The sequence below is a fragment of the Aeromonas popoffii genome (assembly GCF_037818705.1).
Lineage (GTDB): Bacteria > Pseudomonadota > Gammaproteobacteria > Enterobacterales > Aeromonadaceae > Aeromonas > Aeromonas popoffii.
In genome coordinates, this window is the sequence record NZ_CP149129.1 from 2,918,578 (window position 1) to 2,943,298 (window position 24,721).

General features: G+C 59.5%; 21 protein-coding genes and 1 tRNA gene. 6 read left to right on the forward strand and 16 right to left on the reverse strand.

Annotated features, from left to right (window positions below; genetic code table 11):
* Positions 1–8 precede the first annotated feature (8 nt).
* The 9 genes from WJM78_RS13240 to WJM78_RS13280 all read right to left on the reverse strand — a co-directional run bounded on the left by WJM78_RS13240 (position 9) and on the right by WJM78_RS13280 (position 10,141).
* The gene (locus WJM78_RS13240) at positions 9–911 is read right to left on the reverse strand and encodes a homocysteine S-methyltransferase family protein (RefSeq protein WP_339015860.1); all 903 of its coding nucleotides are present in this window, start codon (positions 909–911) and stop codon (positions 9–11) included.
* A 293-nt stretch (positions 912–1,204) separates the two neighbouring features.
* A complete protein-coding gene (locus WJM78_RS13245; RefSeq protein ID WP_042036498.1) occupies positions 1,205–1,744 on the reverse strand; it encodes a hypothetical protein in 540 nt (179 codons plus the stop codon).
* 18 nt (positions 1,745–1,762) lie between these two features.
* A complete protein-coding gene (locus tag WJM78_RS13250; RefSeq protein ID WP_042036496.1) occupies positions 1,763–3,082 on the reverse strand; it encodes a hemolysin family protein in 1,320 nt (439 codons plus the stop codon).
* 192 nt (positions 3,083–3,274) lie between these two features.
* Entirely contained in the window at positions 3,275–3,985 is a 711-nt protein-coding gene (gene phoU, locus WJM78_RS13255) for a phosphate signaling complex protein PhoU (RefSeq protein ID WP_042036494.1), read from the reverse strand.
* Between the two features lie 275 nt (positions 3,986–4,260).
* Positions 4,261–5,079 (reverse strand): phosphate ABC transporter ATP-binding protein PstB, encoded by an 819-nt coding sequence (pstB, locus tag WJM78_RS13260; RefSeq protein ID WP_042036492.1) that lies wholly within the window; start codon positions 5,077–5,079, stop codon positions 4,261–4,263.
* 225 nt (positions 5,080–5,304) lie between these two features.
* Positions 5,305–6,954, reverse strand: a complete 1,650-nt coding sequence (pstA, locus tag WJM78_RS13265) for a phosphate ABC transporter permease PstA (protein ID WP_042036489.1) — start codon at positions 6,952–6,954, stop codon at positions 5,305–5,307.
* Positions 6,955–6,986: 32 nt separating this feature from the next.
* Complete coding sequence (locus tag WJM78_RS13270) at positions 6,987–9,224, reverse strand: phosphate ABC transporter permease (protein WP_339009795.1); 2,238 nt, start codon at positions 9,222–9,224, stop codon at positions 6,987–6,989.
* Between the two features lie 204 nt (positions 9,225–9,428).
* The gene (tadA, locus tag WJM78_RS13275; RefSeq protein WP_339009797.1) at positions 9,429–9,968 is read right to left on the reverse strand and encodes a tRNA adenosine(34) deaminase TadA; all 540 of its coding nucleotides are present in this window, start codon (positions 9,966–9,968) and stop codon (positions 9,429–9,431) included.
* The gene (locus tag WJM78_RS13280) at positions 9,965–10,141 is read right to left on the reverse strand and encodes a hypothetical protein (RefSeq protein ID WP_422388416.1); all 177 of its coding nucleotides are present in this window, start codon (positions 10,139–10,141) and stop codon (positions 9,965–9,967) included. Before WJM78_RS13280 ends, tadA begins: the two co-directional genes overlap by 4 nt.
* A gap of 692 nt (positions 10,142–10,833) precedes the next feature.
* Here WJM78_RS13280 and WJM78_RS13295 point away from each other — a divergent pair.
* The 4 genes from WJM78_RS13295 (at position 10,834) to aceA (ending at position 15,014) form a co-directional block, all read left to right on the forward strand.
* Positions 10,834–10,910, forward strand: a tRNA-Pro gene (locus tag WJM78_RS13295).
* Between the two features lie 259 nt (positions 10,911–11,169).
* The gene (locus tag WJM78_RS13300) at positions 11,170–11,304 is read left to right on the forward strand and encodes a hypothetical protein (protein ID WP_258224831.1); all 135 of its coding nucleotides are present in this window, start codon (positions 11,170–11,172) and stop codon (positions 11,302–11,304) included.
* 715 nt (positions 11,305–12,019) lie between these two features.
* A complete protein-coding gene (aceB, locus tag WJM78_RS13305) occupies positions 12,020–13,627 on the forward strand; it encodes a malate synthase A (protein ID WP_339009802.1) in 1,608 nt (535 codons plus the stop codon).
* Between the two features lie 73 nt (positions 13,628–13,700).
* On the forward strand, positions 13,701–15,014 hold the full coding sequence (gene aceA / locus WJM78_RS13310) for an isocitrate lyase (RefSeq protein WP_042036481.1): 1,314 nt from the start codon (positions 13,701–13,703) through the stop codon (positions 15,012–15,014).
* A gap of 100 nt (positions 15,015–15,114) precedes the next feature.
* Here aceA and hda read toward each other — a convergent pair whose 3' ends face one another.
* The 3 genes from hda to upp all read right to left on the reverse strand — a co-directional run bounded on the left by hda (position 15,115) and on the right by upp (position 17,713).
* Complete coding sequence (hda, locus tag WJM78_RS13315) at positions 15,115–15,816, reverse strand: DnaA inactivator Hda (protein ID WP_016351307.1); 702 nt, start codon at positions 15,814–15,816, stop codon at positions 15,115–15,117.
* A gap of 103 nt (positions 15,817–15,919) precedes the next feature.
* Positions 15,920–16,939 carry a DUF2066 domain-containing protein gene (locus WJM78_RS13320; protein WP_339009805.1) on the reverse strand — a complete coding sequence of 340 codons (1,020 nt, stop codon included), beginning with the start codon at positions 16,937–16,939 and terminating at the stop codon, positions 15,920–15,922.
* A 147-nt stretch (positions 16,940–17,086) separates the two neighbouring features.
* The gene (gene upp / locus WJM78_RS13325) at positions 17,087–17,713 is read right to left on the reverse strand and encodes a uracil phosphoribosyltransferase (protein ID WP_212514474.1); all 627 of its coding nucleotides are present in this window, start codon (positions 17,711–17,713) and stop codon (positions 17,087–17,089) included.
* 175 nt (positions 17,714–17,888) lie between these two features.
* Between upp and purM the strand changes: the two genes are divergently transcribed.
* The gene (gene purM, locus WJM78_RS13330; protein WP_042036471.1) at positions 17,889–18,926 is read left to right on the forward strand and encodes a phosphoribosylformylglycinamidine cyclo-ligase; all 1,038 of its coding nucleotides are present in this window, start codon (positions 17,889–17,891) and stop codon (positions 18,924–18,926) included.
* An 8-nt stretch (positions 18,927–18,934) separates the two neighbouring features.
* Complete coding sequence (gene purN, locus WJM78_RS13335) at positions 18,935–19,573, forward strand: phosphoribosylglycinamide formyltransferase (RefSeq protein WP_339009809.1); 639 nt, start codon at positions 18,935–18,937, stop codon at positions 19,571–19,573.
* 118 nt (positions 19,574–19,691) lie between these two features.
* Here purN and WJM78_RS13340 read toward each other — a convergent pair whose 3' ends face one another.
* The 4 genes from WJM78_RS13340 to WJM78_RS13355 form a co-directional block, all read right to left on the reverse strand.
* On the reverse strand, positions 19,692–20,453 hold the full coding sequence (locus WJM78_RS13340; protein WP_422388417.1) for a Nif3-like dinuclear metal center hexameric protein: 762 nt from the start codon (positions 20,451–20,453) through the stop codon (positions 19,692–19,694).
* A 138-nt stretch (positions 20,454–20,591) separates the two neighbouring features.
* A complete protein-coding gene (locus WJM78_RS13345; RefSeq protein ID WP_042036462.1) occupies positions 20,592–21,935 on the reverse strand; it encodes a sigma-54-dependent transcriptional regulator in 1,344 nt (447 codons plus the stop codon).
* Complete coding sequence (locus tag WJM78_RS13350; RefSeq protein ID WP_339009811.1) at positions 21,932–22,966, reverse strand: sensor histidine kinase; 1,035 nt, start codon at positions 22,964–22,966, stop codon at positions 21,932–21,934. Before WJM78_RS13350 ends, WJM78_RS13345 begins: the two co-directional genes overlap by 4 nt.
* Before the next feature lie 106 nt (positions 22,967–23,072).
* On the reverse strand, positions 23,073–24,494 hold the full coding sequence (locus WJM78_RS13355; RefSeq protein WP_339009812.1) for a sigma-54 dependent transcriptional regulator: 1,422 nt from the start codon (positions 24,492–24,494) through the stop codon (positions 23,073–23,075).
* Between the last annotated feature and the right edge of the window lie 227 nt (positions 24,495–24,721).

Here is a 24,721-nt window from a genome sequence, read left to right on the forward strand (position 1 = left end):
TGCTCTCCCTAGCGCAGCCGGCTGGCCAGTGCCTGAATATGCTCGGGGCCAATGCCGCAGCAACCGCCGATGAGAGTGGCCCCCACCCCGCGCCAGCGCTCGGCCCAGCCAAGGTAATCCAGCGGCCCCAGATCGGCGCGGATCTCGTCCAGCCCGTCGTTGGCAGTCGCCTCTTTTGGCTGGGGCGGAAACGCATTAGCGTAGGCGCCGAGGCGAATATCCCCTCGGCCCAGCGCCTGCAAGCTGGCGCCTGCCACCGTCAGCGCCGCCTCAATCACCTCGGGCTGACAACAGTTGAACAAGATGGCATCCACCCCGACTGCGGCCAGCGCGGTGACGGCATCGGCCACCCGCTCGCCGGAGCGCAGGGTCGGCTCGCTCCCCGGCGCTTCGTCCTCCAGCGTGAAGGAGACCCAAAATGGTTTGCCATCTGCAGGCAGCAGCGCCTTGAGGGCCAGTGGTTCGGCAATCAGGCTCATGGTCTCGGCCAGCCAGATATTCACATGGGGCGAGAGCGCCCGGATAAGCGGCGTCGCCAGCTCGCTCACCCTGTCCACCTCGAACAGATCGGCGCGGTAAGAGCCAAACAGCGGCGGCAAGGATCCCGCTACCTGCACGACGCCGCCTTGCTCATTGGCAACCTCGCGGGCCAACTGACCAGCCAGCGCCGCCAGCGCTTCCCCCTCGGCGGCAAATCGCTCGGCACCGATATGAAACGGCACCAGCGCATAACTGTTGGTGGTGATGACCCGGGCACCGCTGGCCACATAGGCCTGATGCACCTCGCGCACCGTCTGCGGCGCCTCCATCAACGCCAGTGCCGACCACTCGGGCTGGCGAAATGGCGCCCCCCGCCGTGCCAGCTCACGCCCCATGCCACCGTCCAGTACCCACAATGCCTGTGTTTCCATCTGTCCTGTCTCTTTGTTGTTGTGTTTGTCTGCATGTTGCATCTGCTGCTGTTCTCCTGACTGGCGTGGCGGTTCCTCGCCTTGTCCCTTCAGGATGAACGGCTAAATCAGCCATAAAAACATATAGATGTTTAGATGGCCAAATAAAGATAAAACAAAGCCGAGCCGACGGCAATCGGTATCACCGGAAATCCGCAGACAACAGAGACGGAAAAACAGCGCAGGAGGTAGCAAGCAGAAAAACGTGAGGCCACCCAGGGGTGGCCTCACTGCAACAGTGATGAACAGGTGGCTTAACGCCCTGCCAGCACGCGTTTTATCTGCTTGGTCCAGTCGGAAACCAGGCCCTGCTGGGGCAGTCCCTTCCAGATCTGCTCCCACTGAGCCGGGCTCAGAGGACGACCCAGCCGACGCTGCACCCCGGCATAGAGATAGTCGTGGGCCGTGGTGGCAGCATGGGCGGAAGTGAGGAACTTGGAGACAGGATCGGTCAGCCGCACATCCCGCATGCCGAGCAGCGGATAGTCGTTGTGCACCGCCGCCAGCATGGTTTCGCGCATGGCCGATTCGATGTAACCACGGGCAAACAGGGCGGTCACCGACTCCAGCGATCCCTGATCCGGGCCATGATACTCCTCATCGAATACCGGGCTCGGCTCTGCCACGGCACTTTGCACCACGGCATCGGGATCCGGCTGCGGCACCACCACCGCCTTGGGGGCTGCAGGCTTGGCAACGGCAGTGGCCTTGCGGGGCGCGCTCTGGCTGCAAGCGCCCAGCGCAAGGGCGAGCGCCACACAGGCTAGCGCACGGGAATGAGACTGCATCTTCATGACTCCTTGATAGCTCCTTTACGATTCCTGAGCAGGTTTCTCGGTCAACACGGGTTCCACCCGGGTGACCAGCAGTTGGTCAATCTTGTAACTGTCGATGTCGACGACTTCGAACTTGTAGCCCGCGTATTTCACCGAGTCGGTGCGTTTGGGGATCTTGCGCAGCATGAACATGATGAAACCGGCGATGGTCTCGTAGTTCTGACTATCCGGAAACGCCTCTATGTCGAAGGCACGCATCACGTCGGAGATGGGGGTCACCCCGTCCACCAGCCAGGAGTTTTCGTCCCGCTGTACAATCTGCTCTTCCACCACGTGGGTAGCCCACTCGCCCATGACGGTACTCATGAGGTCATTCATGGTGACGATTCCTACCACCAGGGCGTACTCGTTCATCACCACGGCGAAATCGCCCCTGTGGTTCTTGAAGTACTCCATCGCCTCGTAGAGGTTGAGGGTGTCGGGAATGATGATGACGTTCTGCACCAATGAGCCGCTGTTGAGATCGATGCTCTGGCCGCTGATGACACGGATCAGCAGCTCTTTCGCATCGACGAAGCCCTTGATGCTGTCGAGGTTGTGATCGCACACCAGAAACTTGTTGTGCGGATGTTCTGCGATCTTGGCCTTGATGCTCTCCTCACCCTCTTGCAGGGTGAAGTAAATCAGGCTCTCGCGGGCCGTCATGGCGGAGGTCACACCAAGGGACTGCAACTCGAATACGTTCTCGATGAGCTGATGCTCTTCACGCTGGATGACACCGGCCTCAGCGCCCGCATCCATCACCGCATAGATGTCGTCAGAGGTGATCTCGTCGTTGCGAATCATGGAGACCCGCAGCAGACGGAACAACCCATTCGCCATGCCATTGAAGAACCACACCAGCGGCATCAGCAGCGTCACGCACAGCAGCATGGGGCGTACCACCACCACGGCGACCCGCTCCGGCATGGTCATGGCCAGACGTTTGGGCATCAAGTCGGCGAGCAGGATGAACATGCCGGTGACGAACACGAAAGAAGCGGTGGAACTTATCTGGCTGAGCCAGGGGCCCTGGTAGAAGCCGGAGATGAGCACCTTGATGGCAGGATTGAGGGCAGACTCACCCAGGATACCGCCCAGGATGGCGACAGTATTGAGGCCAATTTGCACCACGGTAAAGAAATTACCCGGCTGGGCCTGCAGCGCCAGCACCTTGGCGGCATGGCGGTTTCCCTCATCGGCCATCACCTGCAACTTGATCTTGCGGGAGGCGGCAAGGGATATCTCGGAAAGAGAGAAGAACACGCTGCTGGCAACCAGCAACATCAGAAGAAATATACTATCGGCAAAACTCATGATTAACCTATTGCTACACCCGTCTTAGCACAAGACGGAAAACTGGGCCTGGGAGACCAGACCGTGAGCCCATCCGAGACTCACACAGGGGGCACATTCTAGCAGAAAAGCGCCTGTTGGGTGGCGATATCTTACTCTGGCGCTCAGTGCAACAAAAAAGGCGCCCAAAGCGCCTTTTTATTCATTTTACGGTCAGTGCTTGCCAAGTAGCTCATTGAGCTCGTCCGCCTTGGTATGGCGCACATCCTTGCCCTTGACGTAATAGACGATGTATTCGCAGATGTGCTGACAGCGATCGCCGACCCGCTCGATGGCCCGCGCCGCCCACAGCACGTTCAGTACCTGGGGTATGGTGCGCGGATCTTCCATCATGTAGGTCATCAGCTCGCGAATGATGGACTCGTACTCCCGATCCACCTTGTCATCTTCTTTGTAAACGGCGATGGCCGCCTCCAGATCCATGCGGGCAAAGGCGTCGAGCACGTCATGCAGCATCTTGATGGTGCGCCGCCCCATGTTCTCGAGCGATACCAAAGGCGGCTGTGGCTTATTGGCGTTGTCGGTCAGCATGCGGGCAATCTTGTCCGCCACGTCGCCGATGCGCTCCAGATCCGTGATGGTCTTGATGATGGCCATCACCAGGCGCAGGTCGGACGCAGTGGGCTGACGTTTGGCGATGATGCGGGTGCACTCCTCGTCGATCGCCACTTCCATGGCGTTGACCTTGTGGTCGTTGGCCACTATCTTGCGCGCCGCATCCAGATCCTGATCGTGGATGGCCGCGATGGCGTCGGTCAGTTGCTGCTCCACCAGACCGCCCATCACCAGCACCTGATTGCGCACGCTCTCTAGCTCGGCATTGAACTGACCGGAGATGTGTTTATTGAGGTTCATATTATCCATACAAATAATCCTTGATGCTCCGATTATGCCTTAGCCGTTGAACTGACCGGTAATCTGTTTATTGATGCTCATCTTGTTCATACCCATGATCCTTGTTGCACCAACCATGCCTCAGCCGTTGAACTGACCGGTAATCTGTTTATTGATGCTCATCTTGTTCATACCCATGATCCTTGTTGCACCAACCATGCCTCAGCCGTTGAACTGACCGGTAATCTGTTTATTGATGCTCATCTTGTTCATATCAATAAGATCCTTGTTGCACCCACCATGCCTTAGCCGTAACGACCTGTGATGTAATCTTCGGTCTTTTTCTTGGCCGGAGTGGTGAAGATGGTGTTGGTGTTCGAGTACTCGATGAGCTCGCCCATGTACATGAAGGCAGTCTGATCCGACACCCGCGCCGCCTGCTGCATGTTATGGGTGACGATAACCACGGTGAACTGGCTCTTGAGCTCGTTGATCAGCTCCTCGATGGTGAGGGTCGAAATCGGATCCAGCGCAGAGGTGGGTTCATCCAGCAGCAGCACTTCCGGTTCGATGGCGATGGCCCGGGCGATCACCAGACGCTGCTGCTGACCGCCGGAAAGACCGAAGGCATTGTCGTGCAGACGATCCTTCACCTCGTCCCACAGCGCCGCACCGCGCAGGGAGCGCTCGGCCGCCTCATCCAGGGTGCGTCTGTCGTTGATGCCCTGCAGGCGCAGGCCGTAGATCACGTTCTCGTAGATGGACTTGGGGAAAGGGTTCGGACGCTGGAACACCATGCCCACCTGACGACGCAGGGCAGAAACATCCACTCCCTTGTCGTAGATGTTGTGGCCATGCAGCTGGATCTCCCCCTCGATGCGGCAGATCTCCACCAGATCGTTCATCCGGTTGATACAGCGCAGCAGGGTCGATTTACCACAACCGGACGGACCGATAAACGCGGTCACCTGCCCTTTCGGGATCTTCATGTTGACGTTGAACAGCGCCTGTTTGTTGCCGTAGTACAGGTTAAGATCCTTCACCTCCAGCGCGGTCTGCTCCGGGCTCAGGTTGAGCAGATCCAGCGCAGTGTGCTGGGTGGACGTGGTCGTTACGTTGATCATCTGTTACCTCAAATCAGTCGGTGGCGGCGGGCATCTTGATGCGCCAGCGGCCGGAACACTTGACTGGCAAGGGGGGAAACCCGTCCCTTGCCTCACATCAGTCTGGGGTGGCTGGATTCATGTTCCAGCCACCGGGATTTCTCACGCAGTGGTTACGAATGGCTGTGATGTCGGTCAGGTTCATGCTGTTCATCCATTGTCTCAACATCCGTCCGGGCAGCCACATCAATGTTCCAAAGAGCGGAATTTTTCACGCAAGTGGTTACGAATACCGATGGCGGTCAGGTTTAGGCCAACGATCACCGTCACCAGCAGGAAGGCGGTGGCATAGACCAACGGGCGCGCCGCCTCGACGTTGGGACTCTGAAACCCGACATCATAGATGTGGAAGCCCAGGTGCATGAACTTGCGCTCCACGTGCAGGAACGGGAAGTTGCCATCCATCGGCAGGGTCGGCGCCAGTTTCACCACCCCCACCAGCATCAGCGGCGCCACTTCACCGGCAGCACGGGCAATCGCCAGAATAAGGCCGGTCATGATGGCCGGACTCGCCATCGGCAGCACGATGCGCCACAGGGTCTCGGCCTGGGTGGCTCCCAGTGCCAGCGAGCCCTGACGTATGGTGCCCGGGATCCGCGACAGCCCCTCTTCGGTGGAGACAATCACCACCGGCAGAGTCAGGATAGCCAAAGTCAGCGCCGCCCAGATAACACCGGGTGAGCCAAAGGTCGGGCTCGGCAGCGCTTCCGGGTAGAACAGCCGATCCAGCGAGCCGCCCAGGGTATAGACGAAGAGGCCCAGACCGAACACGCCGTAGACGATGGAGGGCACACCCGCCAGGTTGATCACGGCGATGCGGATGATCTTGGTCAGGCTGTTCTTGCCCGCGTACTCGTGCAGGTAGACAGCCGCCACCACGCCGAGCGGCGTGACTATGATCGCCATCAGGAACACCATGAACACGGTGCCGAAGATGGCCGGGAATACGCCGCCCTCGGTGTTGGCCTCGCGGGGATCGTCGGAGACGAACTTACCGATCTGGTGGAACCAGTGACCCACCTTGGCCAGCAGGCTCATGTCGTTGGGCCACACCACATCCAGTACCTTGGACATGGGCATGGTCACCAACTCACCCCGCATATCCTTGACAGTAATGGCGTCACGGTCGGCCTGACTGCGCAGGGAGAAGAGCTCTTTTTCCAGCAGCTGATAACGGTCGTTGAGCGCCTGGCGCTCACTGGCCAGTTCGGCTTTGAGCTGATCGGTCAGCTTGTCATCCAGCTCGGCCCTGCGCTCTTTCAGGCGCAGCCGCTCCAGCTGATAGTTGATCCTGCCAATATCCCCTTTTTGCAGATCGTTCGCCTGTGCGGAGAGCGCATTGGCGCGAGCCAGCACTCGCTTCAGAGCAGGGTGCAGATCCGTGGTCAGCTCGTTGCCATCCTCCTTCACCCCCACGATGTAGCCGTAGAAGTTGCCGTTGGTGGTACGCTCCACCATCGCCAGCTCGGCAGGCCGGGTCCGGGACTTGATGTCGGTCTCCAGCACCCAGCGGAAATCGAGGTCGACGAACTCGCGGTTGCCAGTCTTGACCAGATAACGAGTGATCTGCTCACGCTCCTCCCCTTCCAGCGGGATACCTGCGGCACGCAGCCGCTCCACCGGCACCAGCTCGCGATCATTGATCTCACCGATCAACACGCTTTTGTTGCCGTTGGCATCCTCAAGTTGCCACTCATAGATAGGGTGAGGCCAGAAGTAGACCAGACCACGCCAGCCGATGAGCAGCAACAGACCCAGTACCGCCACCAGACTCAGGCTGACGGCACCGCCGGTCATCCAGATCCAGGGGGCCCCTGATTTAAACCACTTACCCATTGTCGATTCCTTGTCCATTACAGAGTTGCCCCTTACATCGAGCTGTATTTTTCACGCAACCGCTGACGGACAAACTCGGCCAGGGTGTTGAACATAAAGGTGAACACAAACAGGACGAAGGCCGCGAGGAACAGCACCCGATAGTGGGAGCTGCCTACTTCCGATTCCGGCATCTCCACCGCGATGTTAGCGGCAAGGGTGCGCAGCCCCTGGAACATGGAGAAGTCCATGATGGGGGTATTGCCGGTGGCCATCAGCACTATCATGGTCTCGCCCACGGCGCGGCCAAGACCCATCATCACCGCCGAGAAAATGCCCGGACTGGCGGTGAGGATCACCACCCGGCTCAGGGTCTGCCAGGGAGTCGCCCCCAGCGCCAGCGAGCCCTGAGTGAGATGCTTGGGCACGGAGAACACGGCGTCCTCTGCGATAGAGAAGATAGTAGGGATGACAGCAAAGCCCATGGCGATACCGACTACCAGGGAGTTGCGCTGATCAAACTTGATGCCCATCTCGTGAGTCAGCCAGATGCGCGAATCGCCGTGCATGAAAGCGTTCTCGATGAGCGGACTCACCGCAAAGGCGCCCCAGCCGATCAGCAGCAACACGGGGATCAGCAGGATGGCGTGCCACCCCTCCGGCAACCAGGATTTGCAGCGCTCCGGCAGATAGTTCCACACCAGCGCGGTCAGCAGCATCCCCATCGGCAGCAGGATGAACAGCAGCACTACCCCGGGCAGCGTCCCTTCGATGATGGGCGCCAGCCACAGACCCGCCAGGAAGCCCAGGATAACGGTCGGCAGCGCCGCCATGATCTCGACCGTCGGCTTGACGTATTTGCGCAGCCCGGCCGACATGAAGTAGGCGGTGTAGATGGCGCCAGCGACCCCGAGCGGCACCGCAAACATCATGGCGTAGAAGGCGGCTTTCAGGGTGCCAAACACCAGCGGCACCAGGCTCAGCTTGGCTTCGAAGTCGTTGCTGGCGGAGGTGGATTGCCACACATACTGGGGCTCGGGATAGCCTTCGTACCACACCTCTTGCCACAGAGCAGACCAGGTCACCTCGGGATGCTCATTCTCCACCGTGAACAACTTGAAGCCACCCTCCTGCTGCATCAGCAGCACGTTGTGGCGTGGCGAGATGGCCAGGGCCGACAAGGGGCCGCCCTCGACCTTCTCGCTCAGCAGCTTGGTCTCGCCGGTGGCGTGGAAGAAGCTGACGGTGCCATCACTGCCAGCACTGATGAAGCCCTTGCGAAAGTGCTCCGGGGTGAGCAGATCCACAGGGCCATCGCCCTTGAAGTCACGAATTTGGGTGAACTGGCGCTTGCCATCCTTGGCCACTTCAAACCACTGGGAGATGACACCGTTGTCGTTGCCCACCAGCAGGGAGGAGGCACCGGAGAGCAGCTCAACCCGGGTCACGTTGGCATTGGGGGCATTGATCTCCATGACGTTGCGCAGGGAGATGTCATTGAGGTTGTGGATGTCGTAGACAGAGAGGCGGTTGCCGTCACGCACGAACAGGATGCGCAGATTGGGGGTCAGCAACAGCTGATCCACATGACGCGGCAGGGAGGGAATGCTGTAGTTCTGGACGCTCCACTCCACCTCGCCGGAGAGGAAATTTTCCTCGCCGGTCATCACCGTCATCACGCCGCGACCATCCTCGGTCACAGCGGCGGTGGCCATCTTCTCCTTGGTCGCCGCGAACACCATCAGCTGCAACGCTTTTCCTTGCGGATCAATCACCACTGGTGTTTCACCGAAGGGATACTGCAGGCTGGGTTCTATGACCCGCACATCGTTGGGATAGGAGACCTTGAAGTAGGGCTGCATCACCAGCGCCGTGCCATCGGCAAAACCGTAAGCGATGAGCTTCTGACCCGGCGCGGGTGACGCGACCGTAGTGATGTCGCCGGCAACCTGGGCCTGACCCAGGGCCTGCCCCACCTTGACCTTGCCATCCCCCTGGACGGCGAAGAAGTTGACCAGCCCCTTGTCGCTGAAGCGATAGCCAATCTCGTTCTGCTCCTCTACCCCAAGCCAGGCCGTCTTGCCCTCAACGGGCAGCGTAAACGACGCGGTCGGCTCCATCGTGGCACCATTGAAAATGGGTTTCACCACATAGAGCAGGTAGAAGAAAATGAGCAACAGGGCCACCAGCACCAGGGCACCACCTGCGGTGACCCCGTACTTGGCCAACTTATCCTTGATACGGCGCTTTCTACTGCCCGCCATACCCAAGTTTATCGATTCCGATGACATGCAAGACCTCAATGTGCGCTAGCTTGGCGGCATTATATGGCGGTTGCATGACAGTTTTGTTACATCAAGGCCCTCTGCGAATAGGCTATTTTGAGGGGCATTCAGGCGGGACGTTGTCGGCAAGAAACAGTGCCAACCATCTGTTTTATATGGGGATATATGAAGGCATCAAGCACGGGGCAAGGCCGCTCCCCCCCGTTGGCCTCAGACGGCAGGGCCGCCGCTTTGTTGCAGCGCCTGTCTGGCCGCCTTTTTCTCGGCGCGGCGACGCTTGAAGAAGGCTGACAGCTGGGCCGAGCAGGCTTCCGCCAGCACACCGCCGGTCAGCGTCACCCTGTGGTTATGGCGCGGGTCCTGCAATATTTCGAACACGGACCCCGCGGCTCCGGTCTTGAGATCTCGCGCCCCGAATACCACTCGCTTGACCCGACTGTGGATCAGGGCGCCGGCGCACATGCAGCAGGGCTCCAGCGTCACATAGAGGGTGGTGTCGAGCAGACGGTAGTTCGCCAGCCGAACACCTGCGGCGCGAATTGCCATGATTTCCGCATGGGCGCAGGCATCATGAGTGCTGATGGAGCGATTCCACCCCTCACCGACCACCTCATCCCCCAGCACCAGCACGGCACCAACCGGGATCTCGCCTATCCCTTCAGCCCTGGCGGCCAGCGCCATGGCGTAATGCATCCAGCGCTCGTCTTGTTGCGCTTGCTCAAAGGAGTCAGCGTTCTCTGATGGCGTCACGCCCTTACCCCTTTGTCGTTATATTGCCTGTGCGCCTTGAACATTGACGCCGTGCCGACCGGGATCTCACCTGTTTCCCCCTCAGCCCTGGCGGCCAGCGCCATGGCGTAATGCATCCAGCGCTCGTCCTGTTGCGCTTGCTCAAAGGAGTCAGCGTTCTCTGATGGCGTCACGCCCTTACCCCTTTGTCGTTATATTGCCTGTGTGCCTTGAACCTTGACGCCGTGCCGACCGGGATCTCACCTGTTTCCCCCTCAGCCCTGGCGGCCAGCCCCATGGCGTAATGCATCCAGCGCTCGTCTTGTTGCGCTTGCTCAAAGGAGTCAGCCTTCTCTGATGGCGTCACACCCTTACCTCTTTGTCGTTATATTGCCTGTGTGCCTTGAACCTTGACGCCGTGCCGACCGGGATCTCACCTGTTTCCCCCTCAGCCCTGGCGGCCAGCCCCATGGCGTAATGCATCCAGCGCTCGTCTTGTTCGCTATACCCCAAGCACGGTGCGACTTCTGATAGTTCCACGCCCTTGTCCTCTCTCGACAGCATGTTCATGACGGTTTGCCCTGCCTCCCGGCCTGACTGATGGCGCTCATCCGTCTCTTCTCTTTATGCGGATGTGGTTCTCCGGGACAGGTCCCTGCCCGGCGGGTGATGACAACGTGCGTGATCACCCGGCGAGGCTGCTCGCCTGGCAGTGGCTGCGCGCACAACAACACGGGGCGGCGATTATGCCAAATCTCACCTGCGGCCCCAAGCTACATCTTGGTTGCACAATAAAGAAGCAGTCGGCATCTCCCTGATAAAAAAGGAGTTGCACCAACCAATCCATATCATTAGACTCCCTTTCGTCAGCTCGAACTGACCTCGTCGGTGTGTAGCGCAGCCAGGTAGCGCATCTGCATGGGGTGTAGAGGGTCGGAGGTTCGAATCCTCTCACACCGACCATTTTCCCCGAAAATAGCCCAGTCACACGACTGGGCTATTTTTTTGCCTCGTTGCCAGCGCCCCATCTTTATTGTCCTGCAAAACACCCTGCCCAAAGAGCCATCACTTATCAGCGGCACGCTTTTTATTCAGAACCACTTGAAACCCACTCAAAGTATCGCTAGGATACGCCACTTTTCCGCCGGCAGTGGATACAGGGAGGTGGAAACCCGGGTGATGGAGTCACCAACCGGCTTGCAATCCAACAAGGCAAGCACCCATGACGCAAACCGTTGACACACAACCCGACCAGACCCCTCTACCACCACCGAACGCCGAGCTAGGCGATAACGAATACGGCACTATCGTACGCCTCGACGTGGTCGATCTGGCGGCACCGGACGACGATTACTGATCACGCCCTTAAAGGGATCCCCGGCACGCAATGGGATTGTGTGGCCACTGAGCCGTGAATTTCGCCACCCTTGCATCCTCCCGAGGGGCCAGAAAGAGCGGCTGATACAAATAACAATAAAATGCTATATATCTGAACATTACCAGTTGTATTCACTATTCATCACCCTCCCCTCCCCCCGCGTGTTGCCAGGCCAAGCTGATACAAACCTACGTTATTGCTCGTCACTTTGCCCTCGCTGATGGGGTAAATCCCATTCGCCTCCCATTCGCGACTCAAGTTTTAAACAAACGTTCACTAGCCAATGCTGGCAGGAGCTGGATATTCACTGGGATCACAGATCCAATTTCATACAACCGTTTTTTGAAAGCTTGGAGTTAGGTCGGGATTTGTTTTTGCATTTGTAATTTTATTACGTAATAAATTACATATCGAGCCTCATTCTCTCCACTGGATCACACCACCATCAGGGGTCGGAAAACAAGCGCATAACCATCTGCATAGAGTTTTTGCGCTAATCATATAAAGCCATTAAAAACATAATCTTAACTACAACCCAAAAACGGATGTTTTAAAAAACAGGTTGACGAACAGAGCAATATTTCGCACCTTATAAATCGTGTCACCCCGTCGTTACGGGACGTTTGAAAGAACAGGGATCGACTTTGGTCGTAGTTAGTAAGTTCAAAATGTAATTTTCAAAGGAGTGAACCTTATGTCGGCACCGGCTCAGACCCACTGCAGCGCCCGCCTTCGCATCCAGGGCGAGATGCTGCCCGAATACGCGCAAATTCTGACGCCGGACGCGGTGGCTCTGGTCGCCGAACTGGTAGAACGTTTTGCTCCCCAAAGAGGGGAATTGCTGAAACAACGTGTGGCACGCCAGGCCCGCATTGATGGCGGCGAGCTGCCGGACTTCCTGCCAGAAACTGCCCACATCCGTGCCGGTGACTGGACCGTTCGCGGTATTCCCGCCGACCTGCAAGACAGACGGGTGGAGATCACGGGCCCGGTCGAGCGCAAGATGGTGATCAATGCCCTCAATGCCAACGTTAAAGTGTTCATGGCGGACTTCGAGGATTCGCTGGCCCCCGCCTGGAACAAGGTGATCGAGGGGCAAATCAACCTGCGCGATGCGGTCAACGGCACCGTTTCTTACACCAGCCCGGAAGGAAAGGCCTATACCCTGAACCCTAATCCGGCCGTGCTTATCTGCCGGGTTCGTGGCCTGCACCTGCCGGAAAAACATGTCACCTTTGATGGCACTCCCATCCCGGGCGGCCTGTTCGACTTTGCCCTCTACTTCCTGCACAACTATCAGGCGCTGCTGGCCAAAGGGTCGGGCCCCTACTTCTATGTGCCCAAGCTGCAAAGCCATCTGGAAGGGCGCTGGTGGAGCGAAGTGTTCGCCTGGACCGAAGACAAGTTCGGTCTGCCCCGCGGCACCATCAAGGCCACCGTACTGATTGAAACCCTGCCCGCCGTATTCGAGATGGATGAGCTGCTCTATCAGATGCAGGATCACATAGTCGCGCTCAACTGTGGCCGCTGGGACTACATCTTCAGCTATATCAAGACGCTCAAGAACCACCCGGATCGAGTACTGCCGGACAGGCAGGTGGTAACCATGGACAAACCCTTCCTCTGCGCCTACTCGCGCCTGCTGATCAAGACCTGTCACAAGCGCGGCGCGCTGGCCATGGGCGGCATGGCCGCCTTCATCCCGGCCAAAGATGCGGCCGTCAACGAGCAGGTGTTTGCCAAGGTCAAAGCCGACAAGGAGCGCGAAGCCAACAACGGCCATGATGGTACCTGGGTCGCCCACCCCGGCCTCGCCGACACTGCCATGGCGGTGTTCAATGCCACCATTGCGGCTGGCGCCAAGAACCAGATCGGCGTGCTGCGCGAGCAAGATGCACCCATCACAGCTGCCGACCTGCTGGCCCCCTGCGAGGGTGAGCGCACCGAGGCGGGCATGCGCACCAACATCCGGGTCGCCCTGCAATACCTGGAGGCCTGGATCAACGGTAACGGCTGCGTGCCCATCTATGGCCTGATGGAAGATGCGGCCACCGCCGAGATCTCCCGCACCTCCATCTGGCAGTGGATCCGCCACGGCAAGAGCCTGTCGAATGGTCAAGTGGTGACCAAGGATCTGTTTCGCCAGATGCTGGTCGAGGAGCAGCAGGTGGTCAAACGCGAACTGGGCGATGCCCGCTGGCAGGCAGGGCGTTTTGCCGAAGCGAGCGAGCTGATGGAGCAGATCACCTGCGCCGACACCCTGATCGATTTTCTGACGCTGCCCGGTTACGAGCGACTCTGAATCACGGGCCCCCAGCGGGGCTCGCCAATAACAAGTCAATGGACACGTGAAATCAATGAAAGAGGGAACTGATATGGCACTGACCCGTGAGCAACAGATCCAGGCTATCGAGAAAGACTGGGCACAAAACCCCCGCTGGAAAGGGATCAAACGCGGCTACAGCGCCGAAGACGTGGTGAACCTGCGCGGCAGCTTGCAGCCTGCGCACACTCTGGCTCAGCGCGGCGCCGACAAATTGTGGGAACTGATCCACGGCAGCGCCAAGAAAGGCTACGTCAACTGCCTCGGTGCCCTGACCGGCGGCCAGGCGGTGCAGCAGGCCAAGGCGGGCATAGAAGCCATCTACCTCTCCGGCTGGCAAGTGGCGGCGGACAACAACTTGTCCTCCACCATGTATCCGGATCAGTCCCTCTACCCGGCTAACTCTGTCCCGTCCGTGGTGGAACGCATCAACAACTCGTTTGCCCGTGCCGATCAGATCCAGTGGGCCAACAAGGTGGGTCCGCAGGATGCCGGTTTCATCGACTACTTCCTGCCGATCGTGGCGGATGCGGAAGCCGGTTTCGGTGGCGTGCTGAACGCCTTCGAACTGATGAAGGGAATGATTGAAGCGGGCGCCGCCGGTGTGCACTTCGAAGATCAGCTGGCCTCGGTGAAGAAGTGCGGCCACATGGGTGGCAAAGTACTGGTCCCCACCCAGGAAGCGGTGCAGAAGCTGGTTGCAGCACGCCTCGCAGCCGACGTCTGTGGCACCACGACGCTGGTGATCGCCCGTACCGACGCCAACGCGGCGGACTTGCTGACCACGGATGCAGACCCTTACGATGCCGGCTTCCTGACCGGTGAGCGCACCGCAGAAGGCTTCTACAAGGTGCAGGCGGGTATCGAACAGGCCATCTCCCGTGGCCTGGCCTATGCCCCCTACGCCGACATGGTGTGGTGTGAAACCGCCAAGCCGGATCTGGACGAGGCGCGCAAGTTTGCCGAAGCCATCAAGGCGCAGTACCCGGACACCATACTGGCCTACAACTGCTCCCCCAGTTTCAACTGGAAGAAGAACCTGGACGATGCCACCATCGCCCGCTTCCAGCAGGAACTGTCCGACATGGGTTACAAGTACCAGTTCATCACGCTCGCCGGCATTCATAACATGTGGTTCCACATGTACGAACTGGCCTACCAGTACGCACGTGGCGAGGGGATGAAGCACTACGTCGAAATGGTACAGGAGCCGGAATTTGCCGCCGCCAGCCGTGGTTACACCTTCGTGGCGCACCAGCAGGAAGTGGGCACGGGTTACTTTGACAAGGTGACCACCGTTATTCAGGGGGGCCAATCCTCGGTCACCGCACTGACCGGCTCCACCGAAGAAGATCAGTTCCACTGATAAGCAAAGCTTCCTTGAGATAGCAAAACCCCGGCCAGGTGCCGGGGTTTCTTTTTGTCTGTTGTATCAGCGCCGCTGCGGCTCAGGCCCACCCAATGGCTCAGAGTTCGAGGATCTCTTTGACAAAGGGGATGGTGAGCTTGCGCTTGGCGCGAAATGAGGCGTTATCGAGCTGATTGAGGGTGGTAAGCAGGGTGCGCATGTCGCGGGAGAGTCGGTTGAGCAGAAAGCGGCCCACGTCGATGGGCAATTTGAAGCCCCGCAGCTCGGCACGCAGCTGCAGGGCACTGAGCTTGCCTTCATCATCCAGCTCGTCGAGGTGGAAGCTCACCCCCCAGTCGAGGCGGGAAGCGAGATCCGGCAGTTGCAGCCCCAGCTTGCGCGGTGCACTGCAACCCGTGACCACCAGCGTCCCCTCCCCTTTCTCCTGCCAGCGATTGTAGAAATCGAACAAGGCCCGCTCCCACAGCGCATTGCCGGCAATGGCTTCGAGACTGTCGAGACAGACCAGTGGCAGGCTTTCGAGGGCGTCGAGCATGCTGGGATCGAGCTGTTCGAACTGATCGAGGGAGAGATAGGCCGCCGCCGCATCGCGGGCGTTGACCTCGGCGCAAGTGGCGTGCAGCAGGTGGGAGCGTCCCGACCCCTTGGCACCCCAAAAATAGAGGAAAGGCGATCCCTGACCGATGGCCGCATTCTTGAGGGCGGTGATCAGGTGCGCATTGTTGCCGGGATAAAAACTGACGAAGGTTTCATCATCCGGTAATTGTACGGCTAAAGACAGTTGGGCCGGTTGCTTCACTCGTTGGGCTTTGACTGTGACATTTGTGGCTGAGTGTATCATCGCAAAGGCAGATAGAGAACCGCCCGGACTTGGCCGGGCGGTTGAGACAAAGCAGAAATGATCAGGGCTGCGACCATTGGTAGCGCAAACCGCTGTCATTATCGTCAATTTGGCGCAACCTGCTCTCCAGTTGCAGGCCACGGATGAGCTCAGCCTTATCCCCCTGCAACGCGAGGTGGAAGGTGACCTTGTCCCCCTCCAGCTGGCCGATCTCCACCTTGGTGACACTGGCCATGCCCTGCAGCATCTTCTGCACCGTGATCATGCCGTCTATGCCGGACAAGCCTTCCACCACCAGAGTTTGGCTGGAGGCGACACCCGAGATGCGCGTACCATAGTTTTGCACCAGCCAGGCCGCCAGCCCATCGGCAAACCCCTGTGCCACCTCGGCCTGGGTGCCGCTGCCACTACCGCGGGTCAGCTCGGCCTGCTCGCCACCGGCTTTGGGTCCATAGAGGCCCCAGTCTATGTTCCACGCTTCCCCTTCCGGGGTCAGCTTGCCCAGCACCACCATCTCGGCGCCATAACGCTGGCTCGCCTTGAGGATGGGGTCGGCGAAGCGGCCCCAGACATCGGTGGCATTGACCGCCATGTTGTCATCGAGATCCATCAAGGGAATGCTGACAGGCAAGCCCATGGCCTGGCTCTGGGCACGCAGCGCGGCGGCCCAGCCATCGCTGGACTGATCCGGCAGGAGGCGGCGTTCTCCCTCATTGATCACCAGCCAGATGGCCACTTGAGGCCGCGCTGGTCCAAGCAGGGCAAACTTGCTCTGGGAGATCAGGGCGTTGACCTTGGCGACGTCAAAGTCGGCCTTGAGAAACTTGACCGGTCCCACGTCCTGATAACCGTAGTGCTGCACATAGTCGCCTGGAGCGGCCAGCGCCTTGACCACGGCCGGCTGGGTGAGGATATCCCGCTTGCCGGTCACCTTGACGAGTACCTCCCCCAGTGCCTGGGACTGGGCCGCCACCATGTCGCCGCTGGTGGGCGCCTTGCCCTGATAGAGATCGGTCACCTGAGCGGCCGAGACCATGAATGACAAGCCGCAGCAGAGGGCGGTCACAACACGTTTTAACATGAGAAAAGTCTCGAAATGGGAGATGGTGCTTATGGTAGCGGCAAGGTGCGCATTGCAGCAAGCTGGAGGGGGATAAACAGCAGAGCCGGCAAGGCGCCGGCTCCATTCTCACCCCTCACACAGAGAAGGTGGTCACGTCATCAGGCATTACTTGGTGCCGAAGATCTTGTCGCCGGCATCGCCCAGACCCGGGACAATATAGCCTTTCTCGTTCAGGCCCTGATCGACGGAGGCGCAGTAGAGCTCGACATCGGGGTGCACAGCTTCCAGCGCCTTGATCCCTTCCGGCGCGGCAACCAACACCAGCACCTTGATGGACTGGCAGCCTTTCTTCTTCAGCAGGTCGATGGTGGCGATCATGGAGCCGCCGGTGGCCAACATGGGATCGATGACCAGTGCCAGACGCTCTTCGATGTTGCTGACGATCTTCTCGAAATAGGGAACCGGTTGCAGGGTCTCTTCATCGCGGTAGATACCCACCACGCTGACGCGGGCGCTCGGCATGTGCTCCAGCACGCCATCCATCATGCCAAGACCGGCACGCAGGATAGGCACGACGGTGACCTTCTTGCCCTTGATCTGGTCAACTTCCACTGGCCCGTTCCAGCCATCGATGGTAACCTTCTCGGTTTCGAAGTCAGAGGTCGCTTCGTAGGTCAACAAACTGCCCACTTCTTTGGCCAGTTCACGGAAACGCTTGGTGCTGATATCGCCTTCACGCATCAGACCGATCTTGTGTTTGACCAGGGGGTGTTTGACTTCAACGACTTTCATTATTATCTCCTCTAACTGCCGCAAAAAAATCGCGGAATCATACAACAAAAGCCGACTCTTGTAGAGCTTTTCCACGTAAAAACGCGCAAACGATTTCCTTTCTGCTTTTACCCGGCCACTGTTAGAATACGCCCCGAATTTTACCCTCCACTTCTTTATATGACGGGGAATACGCGTGACTGACAAAACCTCACTGAGCTACAAGGATGCTGGCGTAGATATCGATGCTGGCAATGCACTGGTTGAACGTATCAAGGGCGTGTCAAAGCGCACTCGTCGTCCTGAAGTCCTTGGTGGTCTTGGCGGCTTTGGGGCCCTGTGTCAAATCCCTGCGGGCTACAAGGAGCCGGTACTGGTCTCCGGCACCGATGGTGTGGGCACCAAGCTGCGTCTCGCCATCGATCTGAAAAAGCACGACACCGTCGGTATCGACCTGGTGGCCATGTGCGTCAATGACCTGATAGTGCAAGGCGCCGAGCCGCTGTTCTTCCTCGACTACTATGCCACCGGCAAGCTGGACGTGGACACCGCGGCCGCCGTGGTCACCGGCATAGGTGCTGGCTGCGAGCAATCCGGCTGCGCCCTGGTGGGCGGTGAAACCGCCGAGATGCCGGGCATGTATGAAGGGGAAGACTACGACATCGCCGGTTTCTGCGTCGGCGTGGTGGAGAAGAGCGAGATCATCGACGGCAGCAAGGTCGGTGACGGCGATGCCCTGATCGCCCTGGCTGCCAGCGGCCCCCACTCCAACGGTTTCTCGCTGGTGCGCAAGATCCTGGAAGTGTCCAAGGCAGACGTTCATCAGCCACTCGGTGACACCACCCTGGCCAACGCCCTGCTGGAACCAACCCGCATCTATGTGAAGCCCGTGCTCAAGCTCATCAAGGAGTGCGAGATCCATGCCCTGTCCCACATCACGGGCGGCGGCTTCTGGGAGAACATCCCCCGCGTGCTGCCCGCCAATACCCAGGCGGTGATCGACGAGCAGAGCTGGCAGTGGCCGGCGGTGTTCGGCTGGTTGCAGCAAGCTGGCAACGTCACCCGTCACGAGATGTACCGAACCTTCAATTGCGGCGTCGGCATGATCATCGCCCTGCCTGCGGATCAGCTCGAAAAGGCGCTGACCCTGCTCAAGGCGGAAGGCGAGAATGCATGGCACATCGGCCATATCGCCAAGGCGGCCGATGGTGAAGAACAAGTCGTCATAAAATGACCTCCCCAATGAAACGGATCCTGGTGCTGGTCTCCGGCGGCGGCAGCAACCTGCAGGCTATTCTCGACAATTGCGCCAGCGGCAAGATTGCCGGCGAAGTGGTCGGCGTCATCAGCAACAAGGCCGATGCCTACGGCTTGGTGCGTGCGCAAACGGCCGGGGTAGCGACCGCCACTCTGGCCCAGCAGCAGTTTGCCAGCCGGGCGGAGTATGACGTCGCCCTGCAGGCGCTGATGGATGACTATCAGCCGGATCTGGTGGTACTGGCAGGCTTTATGCGGATCCTGAGTGCCGATCTGGTGCGTCACTTTGCAGGGCGGATGATCAACATCCACCCGTCACTACTGCCCAAGTATCAGGGCTTGCACACTCACCAGCGCGCCATCGACGCCGGAGATAGCGAGCACGGTGCCAGCGTCCACTTCGTCACCGAAGAGTTGGATGGTGGCCCGGTGATCCTGCAGGCTCGCGTCCCGATCTTCGAAGGTGACGATGTCGAGGAAGTGGCGGCCAGGGTGCAGGTCCAGGAGCACAGCATCTACCCGCTGGTGGTGCAGTGGTTCTGCGAGGGAAGGCTGAGAATGCAAGGCGATACCGTCCTGCTGGACGGTATCGTACTTGGCCCCGCAGGTCATGCCTGCGAGTAACCGCCAAGCACAGCATGCAACATGTGACAAGGGAGGCTTAGGCCTCCCTTGTCATTTCTAGCTACCCGCACAATTGCTGCAGTCATGTCCGATTACGCCGCTACGCGGCTAATCGAACTTACACCGGATTGTCGATATCGATAAAGGTCACATCCAGCCCCTGCACGGTCGCCAGCCACTCTCCCAGCGCCTTGATGCCGTAACGCTCGGTGGCATGGTGCCCGGCCGCATAGAAGTGCATGCCCATCTCGCGGGCGGTGTGGATGGTCTGCTCGGAGGCTTCGCCGGAGATGAAGGCATCGATCCCCTGCTCCGCCGCCAGATTGATATAGCTCTGGCCACCGCCAGTGCACCAGGCTACGGAGCGGATAAGCTCGGGGCCTGTGTCACCACAATAAAGGGGTTCACGACCGAGCCGTTCGGCGATGAGCGTTGCAAAATCGCGACCGCTCATCGGCTCTTCCAGCTTGCCCACCATGGCGACGCTCTTGCTGTTCCACGGCTCCAGACCGCGGCGCACCTTGATGCCAAGCAGCTTGGCGAGCTGGGCGTTGTTGCCCACCTCGGGATGCACATCCAGCGGTAGATGATAGGCAAACAGGTTGATGTCGTGAGTGAGCAGGGTCTTGAGGCGACGCTGCTTCATGCCGGTGATCTGGGCCGGCTCGCCGCTCCAGAAGTAACCGTGATGGACCAGAATGGCATCGGCGTCGAGGGCCACGGCCGCGTCGATCAGCGCCTGACTGGCGGTGACACCGGTCACCACCTTGCGAATGCGTGCGCGCCCTTCCACCTGCAACCCATTGGGGCAGTAATCCTTGATGGCGTGGGGTTCAAGTAGATGGTTGAGTACGGTTTCGAGTTTTCGATGAGAGATCATAGGGGTCCCTTATAAAGGCTCGGTCCCCTGCATCAACGATACAGCAGGGGCCAGGCTCAAACGCCAAGGACCCCATGATAATCGAGCAAAGCCGCCAAGACCATGACAGTTCCCTGGCAGGGCATGCCCGCCCAGTACTCAGGCGGGCAGATCGATCCCCGCCTCTCGCATCTGGGCAAGCTTGTAGCGCAGGGTGCGCGGGCTGATGCCGAGCCGGTCGGCCACCGCCTTGCGGCTGCCGTTACAGTCTTGCAAGGTATCGAGGATGATCTGGTGCTCCTGCTGCTTGAGCTCGCTGCCCAGATGCTCGCTCCCGCAGCTGCGATCGCCGCCGGTGAAGCGGATCGCTTCCTCGTCCACCTCTTCCAGGATCAGGTGCTCGCAGCCGATGAGTCCATCCGGGCTCAGGATCAGGGCACGCTGCACCACGTTGTCCAGCTCCCGCACATTGCCGGGCCAGGGGTGAGCCAACAGGCGTTCGCGCGCTTCATCTGCCAGCTGCGGCGTCGGCAACCCTTGCTGACAGGCATGCAGCGCCAGCAGGTGTTCCGCCAGCGGCAATATGTCGCCGGGCCGCTCCCAGAGCGAGGTCCAACGCAAGGGGAAGACGTTGAGACGGTAGTAGAGATCCTCGCGGAACAGGCCGTCCTGTACCGCCTTCTTGAGATCCCGGTTGCTGGTGGCGATGACCCGCACATCGAGGGGGATCATCTTGCGGCTGCCGAGTCGCTCCACCTCTTTCTCCTGCAAGACCCGCAGCAGCTTGGCCTGCAGCCCCAGATCCATCTCGGTGATCTCATCAAGCAACAAGGTGCCGCCCTGGGCCTGTTCGAACTTGCCCGGGCACCCCTGCACGGCGCCGGTAAAGGCCCCCTTCTCGTAACCGAACAGGGTTGCCTCCAGCATGTTTTCCGGGATGGCGGCGCAGTTGATGGCGACGAAGGTCTGTTCGGCGCGGCTGGAGTTGTCATGGATGTAGCGGGCCAGCACCTCTTTCCCCGTTCCGCTCGGGCCTGTCACCATGACAGTGGCTTCGCTGCGCGCTACCCGGGTCGCCAGCTGGAACAGCTCGGCGGTCTTGGGATCCCCGTACACCACGGCGCGCTTCTCCACCTTCTGGGCCGGCACATAACGGCTGACCTGGTTGAGCAGCACCTCGGGCGAAAACGGCTTGGCGAGATAGTCGATGGCGCCTTCGCGCATGGCGCGCACGGCACCGTCTATGTTGGCGTAGGCGGTCATCAAGAGCACCGGCACCTGGGGATATTGCTGGCGAATGTTAGCCAGCAGGGTCAGGCCATCCATGCCCCCCATCTGGATATCAGAGATCACCATGTCAAAGCTCTGGCGCGACAACGCCAGCAGGGCGCGCTCGCCGCTGTCTGCTTCACGGCACTCATAGCCGCCGAGCAACAGGGTATCCACCAGCGCTTCGCGCAGGCCATTGTCATCTTCCACGACCAGAATACGAGCCTGAGTCATGCGACACCTCCAAGCTGCACCGCTTGCTGATGCAGGGGGAACGACAGGGTAAAGCAAGTGCCTTCAGCAGGCACTGAGGCCACACTGACCTCCCCCTGATGGGCACGTACCACGGATTGCACCACAGCGAGACCCAGGCCTGTGCCCTGGGAGCGGGTGGTGAAGAAGGGTTCGAAAATCTGGTTGAGCAGGTGGGCGGGCATCCCTTTGCCATTGTCGAGGATACGCATCTCCACCCGGGTGCCGCTGCGCACCGCGCTCACCAACAGCGAGGTGGCACCCGCCTGCTGGGCGTTGGCGATCAGGTTGTTGATGGCCCCCGCCAGCGCATTGCTGTTAGCGAGCAGGCAGAGATCCGGCTCGGGCGCGTCTATATGCAGCTCACAGCCCTGCTGGTTGCAAAATGCCTCGGCGCCGGCCTGCACCTCGGCCAGTAATCCCTGGACCGAAATGGGTGTCACCACCTGATTGTCACCGTTGCGGGCGAACAGCAGTATGTCGTTGATCTGTTTTTCCAGGTCTTGCAACCTGGCCATCAGCTTTTGTTGGAACTGGCTGCGCGACTCGGGCTTGAGGGTGCGGTTGGCCAGATTGGCCGCATAGAGCATGGCGGCGGAGAGCGGTGTGCGGATCTGGTGTGCCAGCGAGGCGGCCATGTTGCCCAAGGCAGACAGCCGCTTCATGTGGTTGACTCTGTCCTGCAGTTTGCGGGTTTCGGTCAGATCCGTGATGAACACCAACTGGCCGGGTTGATCCGGCAGCGGCTGGGTCGAGAGCTGCACCCGACGCCCATCGCGCAGGGAGATCTCGTGACCGTCATCCTCACGGGGCTGGAAGCAGCGAGCGATGATCTGGCGCCAGGCCTTACCCTCCAGCGGCTCCCCCAGCAGCGCCAAGGCGGCGGGGTTGGCACGGGTGATGCGACCCTCGCCATCGAGCAGCAATACACCGGTCGGCAGTGCCGTGAAGATGGCGTAGAGCTGGCTCACCTCGTGAGACTGGAGTGGGTTGTCTTGCTGCTGGGCTGTCATAAAGCTGACCTCAAACTGGCTATTGGGTCAGGTTATTCAATTTCCATGCCACTAAAATTATGATTAAAAATCAACTCGTTGAACAAAGGCGTCAAGGCTTTGACCCTTATGCTTCCTTGCTCATCCCGTATTTTTTCATCTTCTCCACCAGGGTGGTACGACGCATGCTGAGCAAGTCAGCGGCGCGGGCCACCACCCCATCCTGGGACTCCAGGGCCTGACGGATCAGCTCTACCTCGAGGTCGGCCAGCATCTCCTTGAGATTGACCCCCTCCTCTGGCAGCTGCATGGCACGGGAGTGACTTGCACTGAGATCCAGCGCCAGGGGATCCTGGAACACGGCGGCCAATGCGTCGCGCTCGTCCATCTCGGTCAGCCGCTCATCCCTTGGCTCGCACGGTAGCAGGCGATAGCGGCTCGGCAAATCGGCCACATCGACTATCTGCTGCGGGTAGAGGATCAGCAGTCGCTCCAGCAGGTTGGAGAGCTCGCGCACATTGCCGGGCCAGGGGTACTGCATCAGGGACTCCAGCGCCCGCTGGGTCAGGCGAATCATACCCTGATGCTGCTCGGTATGACGGTTGAGCAGCTCCTGCAGCAACAAGGGAATGTCATCGACCCGATCCCGCAGCGGTGGTGTCTCTATGGGGAAGACATTAAGGCGATAGTAGAGATCTTCCCGAAAGCCCTGGGTGCGGATCATGGCCTCCAGATCCCGGTGGGTGGCCGCAATGATGCGCACGTCCGCCTGAATGGGCTTACCGCCACCCACCCGATCGAACAGCCGCTCCTGCAACACCCGCAATAACTTGACCTGCATCGGCAAGGGCATGTCGCCGATCTCGTCAAGGAAGAGCGTGCCGCCCTGAGCCAGCTCGAAACGGCCCCGGCGGGCGGCGATGGCGCCGGTGAAGGCGCCTTTCTCATGGCCAAACAGCTCGCTTTCCAGCAATTCGGCCGGGATGGCGCCACAGTTGATGGGCACGAAGGGGCCCCCACTGCGGGGAGAAAGTTCGTGAATGGCGCGGGCTACCACCTCCTTGCCGGTCCCGGATTCCCCCAGGATCAACACGTTGGCTTCGGTCTCTGCCACCTGGCTGATGAGACGGCGCACTTCCTGAATGCCTCGCCCCTTGCCCACCAGCAGACGCAGCAGCGCCTGGCCCTTGTCGTGAGTCTGCTGACGGGGATGCAGGGAGACAAACGCCTGACAGAAGTGCAGATGGCGAGTGAGGGATTCGTAGGTGAAGGGGGCCTCGGCGACACCGATGAAATTGCTGTTGGGGAAATCAGCCTCTACCAGGGACAGGAAGGGCACGCGAAGGAAGCTGGCCAGCAGCTCATCCAGCGAACGGCTGGTCAAGGCTCCCGCCAGCACCCCTTGCAGCGGACCGGACGACTCGATGGCAACATCCAGCTCGCTCTCGACTATCTCCTGCCACGGGATCCCCATGAACGAAAGCACTGTGCCCAACTGTTGACGCCGCTGCGCATCGGCATCAACAATCAATACTCCCATCGCCATCATATGAATCCCTCTTATTAACGACGTAACTTATTGTTTTATTGTGCTTCTGTGGTCTAGCCACGCACTTTATGCAGGAAGAACAAAGTGCCAAAATTCCGACGTATTGTCAAAAATTGTCGCATTTAACCTCAGTTAATCGACATCACTGCGCAATAAGATAAATTTTGTCGCCTCTTTTTTGATTGGAGGCACAAACAAGATAAAGAGACGGGACTATCGACTACCCG

Bases quoted from the DNA above. Each gene is read 5' to 3' on its own strand.
- WJM78_RS13245 (WP_042036498.1), bottom strand. From the start codon at position 1,744: ATGAAGATGCAGTCTCATTCCCGTGCGCTAGCCTGTGTGGCGCTCGCC.
- pstA (WP_042036489.1), bottom strand. From the start codon at position 6,954: ATGGGTAAGTGGTTTAAATCAGGGGCCCCCTGGATCTGGATGACCGGC.
- aceA (WP_042036481.1), top strand. From the start codon at position 13,701: ATGGCACTGACCCGTGAGCAACAGATCCAGGCTATCGAGAAAGACTGG.
- WJM78_RS13270 (WP_339009795.1), bottom strand. From the start codon at position 9,224: ATGTCATCGGAATCGATAAACTTGGGTATGGCGGGCAGTAGAAAGCGC.
- upp (WP_212514474.1), bottom strand. From the start codon at position 17,713: ATGAAAGTCGTTGAAGTCAAACACCCCCTGGTCAAACACAAGATCGGT.
- WJM78_RS13300 (WP_258224831.1), top strand. From the start codon at position 11,170: ATGACGCAAACCGTTGACACACAACCCGACCAGACCCCTCTACCACCA.
- WJM78_RS13250 (WP_042036496.1), bottom strand. From the start codon at position 3,082: ATGAGTTTTGCCGATAGTATATTTCTTCTGATGTTGCTGGTTGCCAGC.
- purN (WP_339009809.1), top strand. From the start codon at position 18,935: ATGAAACGGATCCTGGTGCTGGTCTCCGGCGGCGGCAGCAACCTGCAG.
- WJM78_RS13345 (WP_042036462.1), bottom strand. From the start codon at position 21,935: ATGACTCAGGCTCGTATTCTGGTCGTGGAAGATGACAATGGCCTGCGC.
- pstB (WP_042036492.1), bottom strand. From the start codon at position 5,079: ATGATCAACGTAACGACCACGTCCACCCAGCACACTGCGCTGGATCTG.
- WJM78_RS13320 (WP_339009805.1), bottom strand. From the start codon at position 16,939: ATGTTAAAACGTGTTGTGACCGCCCTCTGCTGCGGCTTGTCATTCATG.
- WJM78_RS13340 (WP_422388417.1), bottom strand. From the start codon at position 20,453: ATGATCTCTCATCGAAAACTCGAAACCGTACTCAACCATCTACTTGAA.
- phoU (WP_042036494.1), bottom strand. From the start codon at position 3,985: ATGGATAATATGAACCTCAATAAACACATCTCCGGTCAGTTCAATGCC.
- WJM78_RS13240 (WP_339015860.1), bottom strand. From the start codon at position 911: ATGGAAACACAGGCATTGTGGGTACTGGACGGTGGCATGGGGCGTGAG.
- aceB (WP_339009802.1), top strand. From the start codon at position 12,020: ATGTCGGCACCGGCTCAGACCCACTGCAGCGCCCGCCTTCGCATCCAG.
- WJM78_RS13355 (WP_339009812.1), bottom strand. From the start codon at position 24,494: ATGATGGCGATGGGAGTATTGATTGTTGATGCCGATGCGCAGCGGCGT.
- WJM78_RS13350 (WP_339009811.1), bottom strand. From the start codon at position 22,966: ATGACAGCCCAGCAGCAAGACAACCCACTCCAGTCTCACGAGGTGAGC.